Origin of the sequence: Leptolyngbya sp. BL0902 (assembly GCF_016403105.1) — a bacterium.
GTDB lineage: Bacteria > Cyanobacteriota > Cyanobacteriia > Phormidesmidales > Phormidesmidaceae > Nodosilinea.
On sequence record NZ_CP046155.1, the window covers coordinates 866,060 to 880,973 of the forward strand.

At 56.0% G+C, this 14,914-nt stretch carries 17 protein-coding genes; 4 read left to right on the forward strand and 13 right to left on the reverse strand.

Annotated features, from left to right (window positions below; genetic code table 11):
* Positions 1-19: 19 nt before the first annotated feature.
* Positions 20-1,009 (reverse strand): helix-turn-helix transcriptional regulator, encoded by a 990-nt coding sequence (locus tag GFS31_RS04005; protein WP_198806979.1) that lies wholly within the window; start codon positions 1,007-1,009, stop codon positions 20-22.
* Positions 1,010-1,589: 580 nt separating this feature from the next.
* Here GFS31_RS04005 and GFS31_RS04010 point away from each other — a divergent pair.
* Together GFS31_RS04010 and GFS31_RS04015 are read left to right on the forward strand one after the other, a co-directional pair.
* A complete protein-coding gene (locus tag GFS31_RS04010) occupies positions 1,590-2,225 on the forward strand; it encodes a hypothetical protein (protein ID WP_198806980.1) in 636 nt (211 codons plus the stop codon).
* Between the two features lie 78 nt (positions 2,226-2,303).
* Positions 2,304-4,130 carry a hypothetical protein gene (locus GFS31_RS04015; RefSeq protein ID WP_198806981.1) on the forward strand — a complete coding sequence of 609 codons (1,827 nt, stop codon included), beginning with the start codon at positions 2,304-2,306 and terminating at the stop codon, positions 4,128-4,130.
* A 119-nt stretch (positions 4,131-4,249) separates the two neighbouring features.
* Here the strand turns inward: GFS31_RS04015 and GFS31_RS04020 are convergent, their stop codons facing one another.
* The 7 genes from GFS31_RS04020 to GFS31_RS04050 form a co-directional block, all read right to left on the reverse strand.
* On the reverse strand, positions 4,250-5,530 hold the full coding sequence (locus GFS31_RS04020; protein ID WP_198806982.1) for a hypothetical protein: 1,281 nt from the start codon (positions 5,528-5,530) through the stop codon (positions 4,250-4,252).
* 231 nt (positions 5,531-5,761) lie between these two features.
* The gene (locus GFS31_RS04025) at positions 5,762-6,736 is read right to left on the reverse strand and encodes a hypothetical protein (RefSeq protein ID WP_198806983.1); all 975 of its coding nucleotides are present in this window, start codon (positions 6,734-6,736) and stop codon (positions 5,762-5,764) included.
* Positions 6,636-7,511, reverse strand: coding sequence for a hypothetical protein (locus GFS31_RS04030; RefSeq protein WP_198806984.1), 876 nt, complete (start codon positions 7,509-7,511; stop codon positions 6,636-6,638). Before GFS31_RS04030 ends, GFS31_RS04025 begins: the two co-directional genes overlap by 101 nt.
* Before the next feature lie 71 nt (positions 7,512-7,582).
* On the reverse strand, positions 7,583-8,605 hold the full coding sequence (locus GFS31_RS04035; protein ID WP_198806985.1) for a metal-dependent hydrolase: 1,023 nt from the start codon (positions 8,603-8,605) through the stop codon (positions 7,583-7,585).
* Positions 8,602-8,778: a hypothetical protein gene (locus tag GFS31_RS04040; RefSeq protein WP_198806986.1), complete on the reverse strand. Its 177-nt coding sequence runs from the start codon at positions 8,776-8,778 to the stop codon at positions 8,602-8,604. The genes GFS31_RS04035 and GFS31_RS04040 overlap by 4 nt, the downstream gene beginning before the upstream one ends.
* On the reverse strand, positions 8,775-9,668 hold the full coding sequence (locus tag GFS31_RS04045; RefSeq protein ID WP_198806987.1) for an ATP-binding protein: 894 nt from the start codon (positions 9,666-9,668) through the stop codon (positions 8,775-8,777). The genes GFS31_RS04040 and GFS31_RS04045 overlap by 4 nt, the downstream gene beginning before the upstream one ends.
* Entirely contained in the window at positions 9,635-10,213 is a 579-nt protein-coding gene (locus GFS31_RS04050; RefSeq protein ID WP_198806988.1) for a hypothetical protein, read from the reverse strand. Before GFS31_RS04050 ends, GFS31_RS04045 begins: the two co-directional genes overlap by 34 nt.
* Before the next feature lie 129 nt (positions 10,214-10,342).
* On the opposite strand from GFS31_RS04050, the gene GFS31_RS04055 reads away from it, so the two are divergent.
* The gene (locus GFS31_RS04055; RefSeq protein ID WP_317135069.1) at positions 10,343-10,966 is read left to right on the forward strand and encodes an ATP-binding protein; all 624 of its coding nucleotides are present in this window, start codon (positions 10,343-10,345) and stop codon (positions 10,964-10,966) included.
* Between the two features lie 47 nt (positions 10,967-11,013).
* Here GFS31_RS04055 and GFS31_RS04060 read toward each other — a convergent pair whose 3' ends face one another.
* Entirely contained in the window at positions 11,014-12,411 is a 1,398-nt protein-coding gene (locus tag GFS31_RS04060; RefSeq protein WP_198806989.1) for an IctB family putative bicarbonate transporter, read from the reverse strand.
* 224 nt (positions 12,412-12,635) lie between these two features.
* Here GFS31_RS04060 and GFS31_RS04065 point away from each other — a divergent pair, with 224 nt between their 5' ends.
* Entirely contained in the window at positions 12,636-12,884 is a 249-nt protein-coding gene (locus tag GFS31_RS04065; protein WP_198806990.1) for a hypothetical protein, read from the forward strand.
* A 112-nt stretch (positions 12,885-12,996) separates the two neighbouring features.
* Here GFS31_RS04065 and GFS31_RS04070 read toward each other — a convergent pair whose 3' ends face one another.
* The 4 genes from GFS31_RS04070 to upp form a co-directional block, all read right to left on the reverse strand.
* Complete coding sequence (locus tag GFS31_RS04070; protein WP_198806991.1) at positions 12,997-13,269, reverse strand: YggT family protein; 273 nt, start codon at positions 13,267-13,269, stop codon at positions 12,997-12,999.
* Between the two features lie 133 nt (positions 13,270-13,402).
* Positions 13,403-13,687 carry a YggT family protein gene (locus GFS31_RS04075; protein WP_198806992.1) on the reverse strand — a complete coding sequence of 95 codons (285 nt, stop codon included), beginning with the start codon at positions 13,685-13,687 and terminating at the stop codon, positions 13,403-13,405.
* 117 nt (positions 13,688-13,804) lie between these two features.
* Positions 13,805-14,095, reverse strand: coding sequence for a hypothetical protein (locus GFS31_RS04080; RefSeq protein ID WP_198806993.1), 291 nt, complete (start codon positions 14,093-14,095; stop codon positions 13,805-13,807).
* Between the two features lie 63 nt (positions 14,096-14,158).
* Complete coding sequence (gene upp, locus GFS31_RS04085) at positions 14,159-14,809, reverse strand: uracil phosphoribosyltransferase (RefSeq protein ID WP_198806994.1); 651 nt, start codon at positions 14,807-14,809, stop codon at positions 14,159-14,161.
* Between the last annotated feature and the right edge of the window lie 105 nt (positions 14,810-14,914).

The following is a 14,914-nucleotide window of genomic DNA, read 5'->3' on the forward strand; positions in this document are numbered from 1 at the left end:
CACTTCTAAGCATGAGCAATTACTCATTAGACTTGGAAGAGTTCAAATAATTATAGTTCATTAGTTCTATTTCCTCCTTCATCACTGTGACTAACTCCGGTGGCTCCAACACTCTTGCCCCTCTCCCATAGCCCAACACCCACCGCTTCACATCATTAATGCCCCTTACTACAATCTGAAGCGTCACCGCCCCGTCCTCGTGCTCCTCTAGCTCTTGGGTAGGATGCCAGCGACGTTCCCGGATGTAGGGGGCGGTCTTGGCATCAAACCAAATTCGTACCGTGACTGGGACACCCCCCACCTCATGCTGGAAAATCATCTCCAGGTGATCCTTGGCATTGAAGTCCGGCTTGCGCTCAAAGCTATCCTCCAGCAGCTTTAGCTCGCGAATCCGGTCTACCCGGAACCAACGCACCTCATCCCGTTTGTGGCACCAGCCAATGACGTAGGGGTTCGTGCCCCGGTAGATGTGCAGTAGGTATGGGTCTAGCACCCGCTCGGAGGTGGCGTTACGGCTGGCGGTGTAGTAGCTCATCCACACCTGCTTCGATTCCCGACACGCTTCCTCTAGCTGCTGCCAAACGTCCAAATTCAGATTGGTTTCCGCCCCAGAACGAAAAACCAGGCGATCCTCAGCAATCTGTTGGAAATCTAGCCAGGTTTGTTCTGGTAGCCGCTCGGTTAATCGGGTGATGGCTGACCGCAGATCCAGGGCATAGGCCGACCCGGCACAGGCTTCCAGCATCCTAGCCCCCAAGGTGAGGGCAAAAAGTTCCCCTTTGGTGAGTTGGACGGTTGGAAGTCGCCAGGTCGGTTCTGTGTAGTGGTAGCCGTGGGTACGGTGAAATTTCACGGGCGCATGGAACCGATCCCGCATAAAGGCAATGTCATCGCGAATCGTGCGCTCACTCACCTCCAGCACATCCGCCAACGCTTGAGCCGTCTGCCGTTCAGGCTTACGGATTAGCTCATCAATTTTCAGTAGTCGCTCTAGTTGAATGCGCGACATCAGAATGCCTCAACGTGAATGACCCCAGCCTAGTTAACCAACCCGGCAAAAAAGCTTCCGGGTTGCAGGGCCACCGTCAAAATCGCTAAAAAAGTTTGTTATCCCCAGAACATCCCCAGAACATCCCCACAGCAAAACCAGGCACACGGAATGCCTGCCTATGATGGGTTTATCGAAACAACGACCAGGGGAACGACCATCTCACGGGTCTAGAACGACCTCAGACTCCGCGAGCTTCACTTCGCTTAGAGTACCCAACTCCAGCGGCGGAATCACACCATTACAAAACTAAATATCTTGCCCCTGAGAAATACCGTCGTCTCTAGGATTTCAGACTTCCACCACCGAGGACACCGGGGCTGAAAAGATAAGGATATTATCTGGGCCATGCTGGCATTTACAGTTCAGGCAAGGCCCATGAATCATTAACCTGTAGAACTACCTAGGAAATAGGAAAATCTAGATAAATGCCGTCATTTTTATAGAGAAAATCCCATAGTGTGCCTGACGCCAATTCACGGTTGGAAAAAGTACGTTAATACGAGTGTTCCCTTCCAACCCTTCAACGTAGATCCTCGGTATGAAAAAGCGTACATTCTTGGCAATAGGCGGGATTGGGCTGATAGCCGCTGGCTTCGTAGCTCCCCTGGCACTGGCGCAAACCTTTAGCGGCAATGCTGTCTACAAAGTGATGCGTTCTAATGGTACTCCCCAGGTGATTGTGGCCAATCGCACTCCTGGGGAGCGGCTGACCGTGACCTATCCAGGGGCGACCAGCACTCGACGGGTGACGGCTAATGCCTGTGGACTGGTTGTGCTGCGGGATAGTACCACCAGTCCCCTATCGAGTCTTCAGACCGTGGATGGGGCCACCATCAACCAGGCTACCTTGCCCACCCAGCTATTGCCCCGCTGTGTGAATGGTGCCCTGGAAGAAGCCCGTACCGCCAACTTCAAGACGGGGACGGGGGAAGTGGTCATCGTCAAGACACCGAACACGGTCTATGAAGCGGTCTATGGCGGTGGTCGTGAACGCAGCGTAACCGCCAATGCCTGTGGCTTTGCCGCCATCAACGAGAGTACGACCTACCCCTGGGCTTCCAACCCCACGATCATGATTGGTGGCACCACTCACACCTTGGCAACCATGCCGGATGCGGGCTCTGAACCCCTCTGTCGCAGCGGGCAACTCTACACCCCGGCGGCGTGGCCCTAGGGGCTAGGCTGGCTCCGTTCCATCTTGGTTTAATGCACCCTGATATCCAGCCTCTCTATACGGAGAGGCTTTTTTGTTATGAAACATCTGCTCCTCTCTGCCCCGTTGCTTCTACTTCTGAATGCCCCGGCGCTGGCTTCCCAGGGCCACATCTACCGAGACAGCGACGGGGCCATATCGGTCTACCGCCTAGCACCCAACGCCCAGGTGAGAATCGGCATTGACACCCCACCCAGCCGTACCCTCACCTCTAATCCCTGTGGCCTCCTGGTGGTGAGCGCATCGGAGAACTACCCAACCGCCACCATTCAAGTCAATGGGGCCACCATCAACCCCGCTAGCCTACCGACACAGATCCGGCCCACCTGTCGGCAACGGAGCGGTGGCCATGGTCTTGACGAGGAACGACCTCAACACTTCAAAACCCAGGATGGCGATATTGTCGTCGTTGGCAACCCGCCCAATACCCGCTATGAAGTCACCTATCCAGGGCAGCTTCGGATTCTGAGCCGTCGCGTCAATGACTGTGGCTTTCTGAGAATCCGGGAAACACAGACCATCAACTTCAACCAAAGCATCCTGCTACCCACCACCTCCGTCGAAACCTACGCCGAATTTCAGGTGAGCCAAATCCCAGAGACTCGGCCTTTGCTCTGCTATCGCGGGAACCTCTACTATCCCCAGCCTTGGGTTGATATCTTTGCCCCCGCCATCCCTGGTACTAACCTTCCGGCCACCGTAGTCAATACGACCCGTACCATCACGAGCGCCATCACCACCGCTGGGAGTGGAGGCACCACTGGGGGAAGTTCCACCGGAACAGGGGGCGGCAGTGGCTCAACGGGAGGATCTGGTACTACAGGGGGCAGTGGGAGCGGTTCTAGCGGCACGGGAGATGGATCTAGTGGAGGCTCCACAGGCGGATCGACAGGAGGCTCCACCGATGGATCCACGGGCGGCTCCACGGGCGGCTCCACGGGCGGTTCAACAGGTGGCTCTAGCGGTGGTAGCTCTACCGATGGATCCACGGGCGGTTCAACAGGTGGCTCTAGCGGTGGTAGCTCTACCGATGGATCCACGGGCGGTTCAACAGGTGGCTCTAGCGGTGGTAGCTCTACCGATGGATCCACGGGCGGCTCCACGGGCGGATCGACGGGGGGTGCAGACGGCTCCACTGGGGGCTCGACGGATGGCTCTGGAGGTTCTACGGGCGGATCCACAGATGGCTCCACGGGCGGATCTGGGGACTCCACAGGCGGGACGGGGGGCGGTTCGACGGGGGGCTCTACAGATGGCTCTGGAGGTTCTACGGGGGGCGGCTCGACAGGGGGAGGCTCCACGGGTGGGACGGGTGGCGGCACAGCGGCCATGAATGACTTCACCCTAGCCACCTATAACCCAACCATCCATGACTTCAATGGTGATGGCCAGGTAGACGACAGCAACGGCGATGGTATTCCCGATGACCGAGATGGGGATGGCTTTCCCGATGGGCCTTGGGGGCCAGGAGATATGCCCCGTTCCGCAGGGCCAGGGTTTACCGTGCCCACCAATGCCGAGGTTTGCATAGCCTACAACGGCAACATTGTGGCGTCCTCCTATGGCTTCATTCGCGGCTATAGTTACGGTCTATCCGCCGATGATGGCCTAGCCCCCATCTCCAATGACAATCCACTGTTCACTGCGGCCAATGCTGGATCGCTCTCTGGGCCTCCAGCCATCCGCTGGTCGGGGAATTTCAGACCACCCAACTTCCCCCATAGCTTTGAGGAAAGTCTACGGAATGGCTATATCTTGAGGGAATCAGACTACGGAGAAGTCACGTCCTTCTCCTTTGAAAACCTACGCTCCTGCCTAATGCCGCCCTGGCTGGCGAATCCGCCTGCTTGGATTACCTTTGATTAGGCGAGTTCTCACGGAAAATCGAGTCCTAGACCAATGAGCCTCACCTGCATTGAGCCAGTTGAGGCTCTTTTAGTTGCCTTTAACTTGTCCTTCTGTTTTATCCCTAAAGTGTGCCTAACCTACTCATCTTTAGGTTCTAACTCCTCATGGGAAGGTACTCTAGACACCTGATCCGCCAAGCTGGGAGCAAAGCGCTCACTAAAGCCTGCCACAAAGGCAATCGCAGCAAAGAGATAGAGCTTTTCATTTTGTTGTCCTGGCTTCTCTAGCTCTAGAAAGCTCGAAAAGATGCCAGATTCAATCAGCGACACCACAAAAATTGCAAAGGCCATTCCAATGAATGGTCTAAAAAAGCCAATATAGAAAGGATCTACTTTCTTTCTCTTCGTTTCATTTACAAGCTTATCTGAAGTCATAATCACACTGACTGATCCTCCTAACGCACCCATGGTAATCGCAATAAGTAGCGCTAGAATGCCTGTCATTGGGAGGGTGCCTGACTGAATGCCAAAGATTTCTAAGATAGCCTTATGAATCAATGCAACACTTTGCTTACTGGACTCACCGTTAAGGAGATTTTGAGTCGCTGTAGCAGCATGGGTATAGTCGAGTTGATTTTGAAGCGCTTTTGTGACATTGCCATCAATTTCACTAAGAATAGAGATTGGCACATTGATGGACTCTACGCTGTTTGTTTCTGATGGATTAGGATTCTGTTCGGCCCCTTCAGCTTTTTCCACCGGAGGAAGAATCTCGTCAAGCTGAGAATCTATGTCCCTTAAGGACTGGGTCATAACGGAATTATTGGAAATTAGGGTATTCAGATTATTTTTGATATTTTCTCCATTGACATTGTAGGTTTTTAGGGTGTAGACGACCAGAATAGAAAGTACCAGAAGTGAGGGAACCACGAAGAACAGATTGAAGAACCAAACTGTACCTGACAGTAGCCTATCCTCTAGACTGTTATATCGTGCAAGTAAGCTGGATACTGGATTAGGGAAATGCCGAGACTGAATATCAATTTTGTGGATGATTTCTCTTGAAAATATCAGCCTTTGCCGCTTATATTTTTCTTCTTCATCTAGACCTTCTGTTAATACAATAGACGTAGTTTCAAGAATCTCTAAAAGCTCTTCTCTTGGCACAGATATATCTGCATTTCCAAATAAAGAGCTAACGGCAGAATGAAGAAAACCAGGCTTTTGGTCATCAATATCCTTGGTTCTAGCAACCTGTGCCACTAAACCTAGAATTTGAGATAGTTCATAGGCCGTGGCTGGAGATACATGGTCAATTTTTTTATGAATTCTATCCCGAATTCTTCGTATAATTTCCTTTTCAGCAGGGCTCAGATTATGCTCAAAGCTATTGCCATGATAGCCAACTTGCTGTGTCATAATATCTAACCAATTTTAAGTAGTGTATTCAAGAACTTTGTCATATAAACTTACTAGCTCACTGCCATTTCACCCATGGCAAAACCATCGGATCTTCAGTTAAGAGAGTCCAAGTTATGACCTTTTGTTCTTGAATCAGGACACTACCATTTTATTTAGAATACTTATGTGAATGTGCTATTTAATACATTGCCGCCATGTCTTTTAACGAAACTTTAGCTGATTTGGCCTTTACTCTTCCTGCCCCAGCACCATCATCTGAATCCTAGCCAGCCGGGTTCTGAGCCTTGCCCAAGCTCGGTAGGTATCGGCCTTTTGGCGGTCTAGCTGGGAGAGATGGCCTAGGTAGGTGACGCTGTCGATGCGGCTACTGAAGCGATAGTCAATCTCTAGAATGCGGTGCTGTACCGTGGCGCGACGGGCAATCTCCTGGGAGATTTGGAACTCTCGGCGGGTAGCATCGAACTCCAGAACTTCGAGCATCACCTGTTCTCGCAAGGTTTCCGCCATCTTGCGCTTCTCCTGCTCAATCTGCGTCACCTTCACCTGGAGGTCACTAATGGCGAGGGCATTGGTCTGGGCAGCGGTATTGGTTTGGGTAATGCCGCGCACCAGGGGAATGCCAATCAGGCTAAGGATTTCATTGATCGAGCGTAGGGGGTCGGTAAAGATGCCAAACAGGTTATTGAGGAAGCCCCGGCCCGATGATTGGTCAAACTGAAGGTAGCGGGACATCAGGGGGTCAAGGACATCCATGCGTACCGCCTGCTGGTTGAGGCTACGGGCTTCGTCGATCCGCATCTCAATGGCATCAATGCGCTCCTGGATGATGGTGAGGGCCAAGTTATTCTCAACCGCCATGGTCTGGAGCTGGGCGATACATTCCGTGGTGGGGTCTAGGCAGGGCAAGTCTCCCATCATGGCCGCCCACAGGTCAGCATTGATCTGGGTCTGAATCAGCAGATCGAGGTTATCGCCCAAGGGATTGAGGGGATTGTCATCGAGTTGGTAGAACTCATCGGGATGGGAGATCAGGGGTTGGGTGTTGCCGCTGCCCTCATCCCCCCAGTCCTCCTCAAAGACCTCTTCCTCAAAGACTTCCTCCTCAGTCTCCTGGGCCTGGACTGGGGAGAGGCTGAATCCCAGCAGCAGGGCTAGGGCTACCGCCAATGGCCAACGTAATTTCCACCGTGAGGCGGGTGTCACTTTGGCCCAACCACTTGACCCGTCGAATCGTACCCGCATAGGGACTCCTTACCGTTGAAAGGTCTGATAGTTTGGCGTTGATGGTTTCGATCTGGGCCTGAAGCTGGGCCTCTTGAAAGGTCTTCTCCCGGCGCTGGGCCTCGGCCTGTTGCCGCTGTTGGTTGTGGGCGAGTCGCTGCTGGTTGGCCTCCTCCGCCCGTCGCGCCATGGCCAAGGAATGTTCATACTCCTGATGGGCACGGCGTTCCTGGGCCTGCTTCAGTTCCGCCTTGGCCCGTTCGAGGTCACGATACAGCCCCTCCAAAATCCGATCCTCATGCTCGCGCATGGCCGGGGGCACATCAGCGGGGGGCATCGTCGAGAGCAGGTCAATCTTGCGCTTCTGGAGGTCGATGCTGTCCTCAACGGCGGCGATGGTGGCCTCTTGGGTGCCGTAGAAGACTGGGGGTAGGCCCGACACCGGGGGTACGGGTAACGGCTCTGGGGGGTCAAGTACCTGTTGGGCCTGGATGCGCTGGAGGGAAAGGGTCGTCTGGGCAAGCTGGGTCTGGAGGGCGGTACGCTCACGGGTACGGTCGGCCAACACATCCCCCACCGCTACGGTGTCCCCCTGCCGTACCTTCAGGTCATCGGGTTCACTCAGGGTTAGGGTGAAGGTCAACACCCGTGGTTGGGTACTCACCGGGGGCGTGGTGACGAGCTGCGGCGGCTCTAAATTGGGCGTAGACGCTTGGCCCTGACTCGGTTCTGTCCGCGTCAACCATAGGATGATCATTATCCCCAGAACATTCACCAACCCAAGGAAGACAAGGAAGAGGGAGCCTTCATAGGGTCGTGTGGGCTGGGTCATGCCTTCACTTTGACGATGACGCTACCGTGGAGAATCCAGAACTCTTGCAGTAGAGAACGAATCTCTTGGGGATGAGCATTTTGTAACTCAATTTGGCCGCTACCCATGCGAATCGTAGGATAAGTTTCAAGATTGACCGGGGGTGGCACCTCTAGCAGGTCATCCAGCAGGAGGCTACCGCTGATGTAGGCGTTCTGGGGAACCGTGGTTAGCCATTCCGTCACCCCCACCTCTTGTAGGTTAAAGAACTGGGCCGCAACCTGCACTGGATCGCCCAGCCTTGCCTTAACTCGTATGGGGCGGATCTGAGCATCATTGCCCTGGCCAATTTTATAGAGGCGTTTGGTGGTTACGTCCTCAACAATCAGGTCACTGCTGCCTGCCTCCAGGACTTCATAGGTGCCGCTGACCGATTGGCGGGTGTGGGTGTGGATGCCCTCGATGTCGATGTAGATCCGCTGATTGGCTCCATGCTTATGAAATAGCTCCGCTGCTGTGGCGGCGTCATTGAAGAACGTCCGGGCCACGCTCTCGGAAAGTCCCCCGGCGCTGGTGAGGTTGACGCTGATGATGGTCAAGAAGAGAGCGGTAGAGAGTACCCAATACTCAGCCGGGGAACGAGTATCGAGTCTGGCCCTAGGGTTGCCGGGAATCACCAGCCTAGCGGGATTGGGATAGAAGGCTTCTACGCCAGACTTGGTGAAGGCATCGGCAAACCAGCCCACAAAGTAGCCCAGCACGATAGCCCCAAAGAAGGGTGGGTTAATCCACAGCAGGGGCGCGGCTAGTCCTGCCACCAGGCCCGTCGCCAGGAAGGAGTGGGTGACGGAACGATGGGGAAACCGTTGCTCTAGGAAATTGGTCAGAGGCCAAATCAAGCGACCTGAGAAGCTTTCCGTGGTGTCGATGTCGGGAAACTGGGAGGCCACCGCAGCGGTCGCTAGAACGTAGGGATCTGCGGTACTGAGGCCGATAGCCGTAGCGGCCACCGCCAGGGCGGCATGGGTCACACTCATCATGGCTCCACCTCCACTGGTTCTAGAAAGTAGTCTTCTGTGGTTAAGTCGCCCAAATGCTTGACCTGGCAGGTGTCGTAGAACTCCAGCCCCAGATCACTCACCTGCCATACATTCACCCATTCTTCTGGGGCTAACTGGCTAGATTCATCTCCCCCAATGCCTCGAATCCTCATCGTCCTAACCTCGTACTCTTGCGGTTAATCGAATAGAACAACGTCCTCAAGGTCAGAGCTAGCAGCGTGGCCACCCCACCGACGATGTAGAGGGCTTTGTCCCCTAGGCCAATGCCAATGAACCGGACAATGCCAATGGCACTGAGGCTGGCAACCAGGAAGGGGGTGCCGTCGATGTACTGCCGATGGTCGGTACTCATCTCTTCACCAATGCCCAACAATTCCTCATGCACCACCCGTTTCGCCAGGGCTGGATTGCCCCCCACCCGCTGCTGTAGGTCAGCAAATTTGGCGGGGTTGATCGCCATGCCTTGAGCGGTGGCTTCGGCATACATGAGGGTGCGGATCTGGTCAGGGGTCAAGGGTTCTAGCTCCATCCGAGGCAGCTTCAAGAAGACATCCCTTGCCGGAGGCCGATCCGCCAGCAGCAGCAGCAGCCCCTTCCCCCGTAGCAACTCCTCCATCCAGTAGCGCAAGGATGCGGGCCACCGATGGGCATCATCGGCAATCAGCAGCCGTCGGCCACCGTTCATGTCCTGGGCAATCTCCACCCGCAGTTGGTCAGCGGTCAAGGGCTTAGGTCGGTCATCGGCGGTTTCTGTGGGAACACCCAAGGCTTCGGCAATGGCAATCAGGGTTTGCTTGGCACTGCCAGAGTAGGACGCCACCGCAATGCGGTACTCAGACCCCAGACGATGCCTCACCTCCAGACCAAGGACGCTCTTACCGCTGCCCGATTCTCCCAACACCAGAATGGACTGTCCCTTCAGGAGCGAGTTAATCACCTGGGCAATGTCGTCCTCACGAAACTCCACCACCAGGGCATTGCCGTCCCGGATGGGGGGCTTGGGCGTCCCTAGGCGGCTTGAGTCCCGCGTTGACTGCGCCACTGCTGCATGATCCGGTTGGCGATCTCGGCGGGGTTGGATTTTGGGTGGGTAGCCTCCCGCACCCCCTGCACCTTGCTCTGTAGCTCCGGCGTTAGGTCGTCAAAGGTCATCTGCTGGGCCAACTGCGCCACCACCAGGTCGCCCATGGCCATGTGGTGAGCGGCTAACTCCTGGGCCTGACGAATCAGATGCTCTAGCTGAGAGGGGTCGGTACTGTCCGCTGGACTGTCCTGCGACCAGGGCGCACCACTGCTGCCTAGGCCCGACTCTTCAGCGGTGGCTAGCGCCGTTTCCTCAAAGCCCTCAATTCTGCCCGTCTCTTGTACGTGGGATCGTAGCGCCCGAATCCGATCCGCCTGGTCTGGCTCTAGGTACGCCTTGCCGTCACCGTCCCGCTGGGCCTTGATGTCGAGGTGCTTCAGGTAGGCATAGTAGGCGTCCTTCTTGATGCCCAATTCCTCCATCAGGTCATCGGGCCGCACCTGGCACTCGATCACCGCATTCTGGTCAGGCGGGATATCCGGGGCCGAAATCGGGTCTGACATAAAACTAAATTTTTTTTAGGGAACGTACATATTATGGGAAACGTAGAGAATTAAAGGGTTCCGGCACACTACCCGAATTCTGGTTAAGCCAACAAATCGTTCATTGTTGATGAATTTGCTATTGGCTATTTGTTTCTGGACGAACTCACCGAGTTTAAGCGCGACGTGCTGGAATTTCTGCGCCAGCCCCTAGAAGACGGCTACGTCACCATCACCCGCACCCGGCAATCCGTCGTATTTCCAGCCCAGTTTACCCTGATTGCCAGCACCAATCCCTGCCCCTGTGGCTTCTATGGCGACTCTGTGCAGCCCTGCACCTGCACCCCTCGCAGCCGCGAAAGCTACTGGTCTCGGCTATCGGGGCCGCTGATGGATCGCATTGACCTGCAAGTGGTGGTCAGCCGCATCAAGCCGGAAGAAATGACCCAGCACCAGCCCGGAGAAGCCTCGGAGGTGGTGCGAGATCGGGTGCAGCAGGCCCGTCAACGCGCCCACGACCGCTTCAAGGCCGAACCCAAGCTGCAATGCAACGCCGATATGCAAAGCCGCCACCTCAAAGACTGGTGCCCCCTCGACGACCCCAGCCGCACCCTACTGGAAGGCGCGGTGCGTAAACTGGGCCTCTCCGCCCGCGCCACCGACCGCATCCTCAAGGTAGGGCGCACCATTGCTGACCTGGACGGAGCCGAACACTTGCAAACCCACCACATTGCCGAGGCGATTCAGTACCGCACCATTGACCGAATGCAGTAGGCCCAGGTAGTAAGCCCAGGCCATAGAGGCAGCGGGCCGTGAGGGGTCTAGGTGTCCAACTGAAAATCCTGGCCTTTGCCCTGGCGCAGGGTGGGGTAGTAGCTAGCGACGAGGGCAATGGAGAGCCACCACAGGGTGCTAATTTGGGGCCGATACATCACCGTATCAGCAATGCCCTGGCCCAGGATACCCACCATGGAAGCCAACGCCCCCATCAGCCAATAGCCCTGCACAGACTGAAGCTCCCGCAGCTTTTGAATCTGCACCCAGCCCTGCTGAAACACCACCAGCAGCATCCACAAAAAGGCCGCAAGACCGATAATCCCGCCCTCTACCAACACCTCTAAGAAAACAGAGTAGGCGCTGAGGGCGTTGTAGCGGGGGCGCTGATAGAGAGGATAGACCGCGTTGAAGGCGTTGTTGCCGGGGCCAATGCCGAGGATGGGGCGGTCTCGAATCATTTCGATCACCGCCACCCAAACGTTCATACGGAAATTGTTGCTGCTGTCGGATCGTCCAGCAAACATACTCAGCACCCGCACCCGCAGAGAACTGACAGACAGCACCGCCAGCACCACAAAGGCCGCAACCCCGCCCAAAAGCAGGGGCATGGCCCAGCGTCGCCAAAAGGGCGTGAACCGAATGCTCCAGTAATGCACCGTCAGGCTGAGCAGCACAAAGCCGCCGAGCACGAAGCCAATCCAGCCGCCCCGGCTGAGGGTGAGCACCAGACAGAGGGTATTTAGCACCGCCGTCAAAGCGGCCAATCCCTTGGGTACCCAGCGCGGCCAAGCAAATACCGCCATCACCGCGAACATGACAGCGGGAATGAGATACCCTGCCAGCAGGTTGGGGTTGCCCAAAAAGCTGTAGACCCGCGTGGCGGTGGCCAGTTCGGAGGTGGCATCTACCCAAGTGGCGAGGGCCGTTGCCCCAAAGAAATATTGCCGCAACCCATAGATGGCAACGGGCAAGGTGGTGAATAGATAGGCCGAAATCAGCAGTGTTCTGGCTCTGGGCCGTCGGCTAATGCGGGCCGTCAACAAAAACAGCAAGATATTGAGGGTGAGGCGAATCAGACCCGTTAGGGCCGCCCCCCGCACCGGGGAGAAGGCGGTGGCGAGGGCCATGGCTCCCCAAAACACCGCCACCGTAATGTGGATGGGCGTCATGCCGACCCCGGCCTCATCGGTGAGGGTGAGCAACACCCAAAAGGCCGCCGCCGCCATCAACAGTACCCCAATCAGCGTGGTAGACACGTAGGGGGCGAGGACGTAGATCACCGCCACCAGAGCCAGCCCAATCCAATCGCCCCAGGGCAACAGCCAGCTTCCTTGCCGCCACTGCCGCAGCGGGGCCAAGAGACGATGGAGGATACTCACCTGCCGCCATTGGTCGAAGGCAAAGGTGGAGAGGGTTAGCTGCTGCCAAAAGGACGTCAACATAGATCAACCGATGGGGTCGCCAGGAAAGTCTTTCCCATCATGCCAAGGTTTGGGCGAACTGGGGTAAGCAAAGTTGATAAAAGCACCCCCCGGATCGGGGCTGTCAGCCTCCTTGACAGCCCTTCACAACTAATATCTGAATATTCCTGAACAAAATGCGATTTTCCCGCCGGGTACGGTGAACCATACTGACAATAGCTCCAGCTCGTCACCCTCGCCCCACCATGGAAACCTTCCTGATTCTCTTTGTTCTTGGGCTGATGATTTACCTCGGCCTGCCCGAAAAAAAGCCTTCCCCCAAAGACCCCTGGGAAGAAATGGGCCGAGCCATCGGCACCGCCCTCAAGACCCTCAATGCCCCTAGCGATGGGGGCAAAGGGGGTGGGGGCGGCGGCGGCAAAAAAGACGGCTTCCCCTGGTTTCTGACCCTCGCCATCCTGACCGGACTGGTGGTGTATTTGCTCAGTCCATAGCTTGGGGCCGTTCCTGAGATCGGCCCATCTTGGCAGGACTTTAGCCCGCCCTAACCCTGCGTCTGAACTGGACTAAGCTGGGGCCGAGGGGCGTTTGTTGCGGCTAGAGGGCTTAGAAGGAGTAGCCGATGCCTGCAATGCGGTCTAGAACGTTTTGGACAATGGCCAAGGCCAAGATAGCAAAGGACGCCGACAGATCCATCCCAGCGATGGGGGGAATCACGGCGCGAAAACAAGCTATGTAGGGATCCGTAAGCTGCCGCATCACCGATAGGACGGGATTCTCCCAATTCACCGTGGGAACCCAACTCCAAATGACGCGAAGCAGCAGCACCAGGAGGTACAAGGCCACAAAGTTAGCTAGGCTATCAACCCAAAGATCCATCGAGAGCTCCCCATCGCAGGCTGGGTAACACTAAGGCAATCGCATCGGCTCTGCCTCAAGACTATCGACGCAGCCATGACAATCAATGCTGTCATTCAATGCTGTCATTGGTGCGAAGAGCAGGGGTGATCCCCTAGAAGTAGGCGTAGGAAGAGGACAGCGCCAGCGCAAGGGTCATAATGCCTTGGCGCAGGAAGGACAGCAGCAAAAAGGCCAGGATAGGCGATAGGTCAATGCCGCCTAGGGGAGGAATGATGGATCGAAACAGGTTTAGGTAGGGATCCGTAAGCTGGCTAAGGACGGAGAAGGGTGGGCTGAGCCAATCCACATTGGGGAACCAGCTCAGCAAAATGCGGATGATGAGCAGGACGGTGTAGATCGAAAGGAAGGTGGAGAGGGTCTGTACTAAAATATCCATCGGAAGAGCCTCAGCTTGAGTCGTTACTCACAATACATGGAACGCGGAAACCTGTCAGTTAGTGTAACGAAATGCGGCAGGAAGCGCCCGATGCCCCATCCGCTGCCAGGTCTTGCCCTAGTTTTGTTCGGCTTGGCCATTGATGTGGCCGAGCTGCTGGCGTACGTCGTCGATGGCGTCGTTGAGCTGGGCAATCTTGGCTTCTAGCCCTAGGCGGGCCGCTTCCATGGCCTCCTCAGAGGCTCCGTCCAACTCCTCTAGGGAAAACTCATCGCCATCCGATGACCCCAACCGCGCCCCCTGGCTCGAAATGCGGGAGGCCGCTAGGGCACCCACAACGCCGCCCAAGGCCCCGCCTACCAGGGTACCCAACAAAAAACCGCCGACAAAATTGCCTTGCTCACTCATGGTGCTATCCGTAGTTCTGTTGCCGAATCTGTAAGGGGTTGAATCGTTTGGTTAGGCTAGGGGTTAAGAGCCGAAGGTGCGATCTCCGGCATCCCCCAAACCGGGCACGATGAAGCCTTGGTCGTTGACCACTTCATCAATGCCAGCGGCAAAAATGGTGAGGGAGGGGTAGGTATCGGCCAGTTTGCGGAGGGCAATGGGGGAGGCCATGATGGAGATAATCCGCACCAGGGCCGGATCTACACCTCGGCTTACCAGGTCGGCCATCATCGCCATGATGGTGCCCCCGGTGGCTAGCATGGGTTCGCTAATGATGACGCGGGTTTGGGGATCGATCTCGGCGGGCAGTTTGTTTAGGTAGCAACTGGCCTCCAGGGTTTCCTCATCGCGCACAAAGCCCACATGATAGACCGAGGCTAGGGGCAGCAAAGCTTGGATTCCCGGCATCAGCCCTAGCCCCGCCCGCAAAATGGGCACGATCATGATGGGCACGTCGGGGTTAACAAAGGTGGCATCGCAGGGGCCGAGGGGCGTGTTCACGGTGGTGTCTAGGGTGGGAAGCCACTCGCGAATGGCTTCATAGGTCAGCCAGCGGGCCAATTCCTCCATGGCCGACCGAAACAGCGGCGAGGGAGTATCTGCATCGCGGGCCACCGCCAGCCAATGCTTAATTAAGGGGTGGGGCGGAACGAAAATACGCAGTTGAGGAGCCATGAACCCAGAGAAATGCGCCAATCTGCCACATCATACTCCGTTGCCCGTCCTTTCGGCTGTTTGGGTACGGTCGATTCGGTGTAAAACACCTACTTTTTTAGGGGC

Coding starts and splice junctions, on each gene's coding strand:
- GFS31_RS04005 (WP_198806979.1), bottom strand. CDS start 1,009: ATGTCGCGCATTCAACTAGAGCGACTACTGAAAATTGATGAGCTAATC.
- GFS31_RS04010 (WP_198806980.1), top strand. CDS start 1,590: ATGAAAAAGCGTACATTCTTGGCAATAGGCGGGATTGGGCTGATAGCC.
- GFS31_RS04015 (WP_198806981.1), top strand. CDS start 2,304: ATGAAACATCTGCTCCTCTCTGCCCCGTTGCTTCTACTTCTGAATGCC.
- GFS31_RS04020 (WP_198806982.1), bottom strand. CDS start 5,530: ATGACACAGCAAGTTGGCTATCATGGCAATAGCTTTGAGCATAATCTG.
- GFS31_RS04030 (WP_198806984.1), bottom strand. CDS start 7,511: ATGATCATCCTATGGTTGACGCGGACAGAACCGAGTCAGGGCCAAGCG.
- GFS31_RS04035 (WP_198806985.1), bottom strand. CDS start 8,605: ATGATGAGTGTGACCCATGCCGCCCTGGCGGTGGCCGCTACGGCTATC.
- GFS31_RS04040 (WP_198806986.1), bottom strand. CDS start 8,778: ATGAGGATTCGAGGCATTGGGGGAGATGAATCTAGCCAGTTAGCCCCA.
- GFS31_RS04050 (WP_198806988.1), bottom strand. CDS start 10,213: ATGTCAGACCCGATTTCGGCCCCGGATATCCCGCCTGACCAGAATGCG.
- GFS31_RS04060 (WP_198806989.1), bottom strand. CDS start 12,411: ATGTTGACGTCCTTTTGGCAGCAGCTAACCCTCTCCACCTTTGCCTTC.
- GFS31_RS04065 (WP_198806990.1), top strand. CDS start 12,636: ATGGAAACCTTCCTGATTCTCTTTGTTCTTGGGCTGATGATTTACCTC.
- GFS31_RS04070 (WP_198806991.1), bottom strand. CDS start 13,269: ATGGATCTTTGGGTTGATAGCCTAGCTAACTTTGTGGCCTTGTACCTC.
- GFS31_RS04075 (WP_198806992.1), bottom strand. CDS start 13,687: ATGGATATTTTAGTACAGACCCTCTCCACCTTCCTTTCGATCTACACC.
- GFS31_RS04080 (WP_198806993.1), bottom strand. CDS start 14,095: ATGAGTGAGCAAGGCAATTTTGTCGGCGGTTTTTTGTTGGGTACCCTG.
- upp (WP_198806994.1), bottom strand. CDS start 14,809: ATGGCTCCTCAACTGCGTATTTTCGTTCCGCCCCACCCCTTAATTAAG.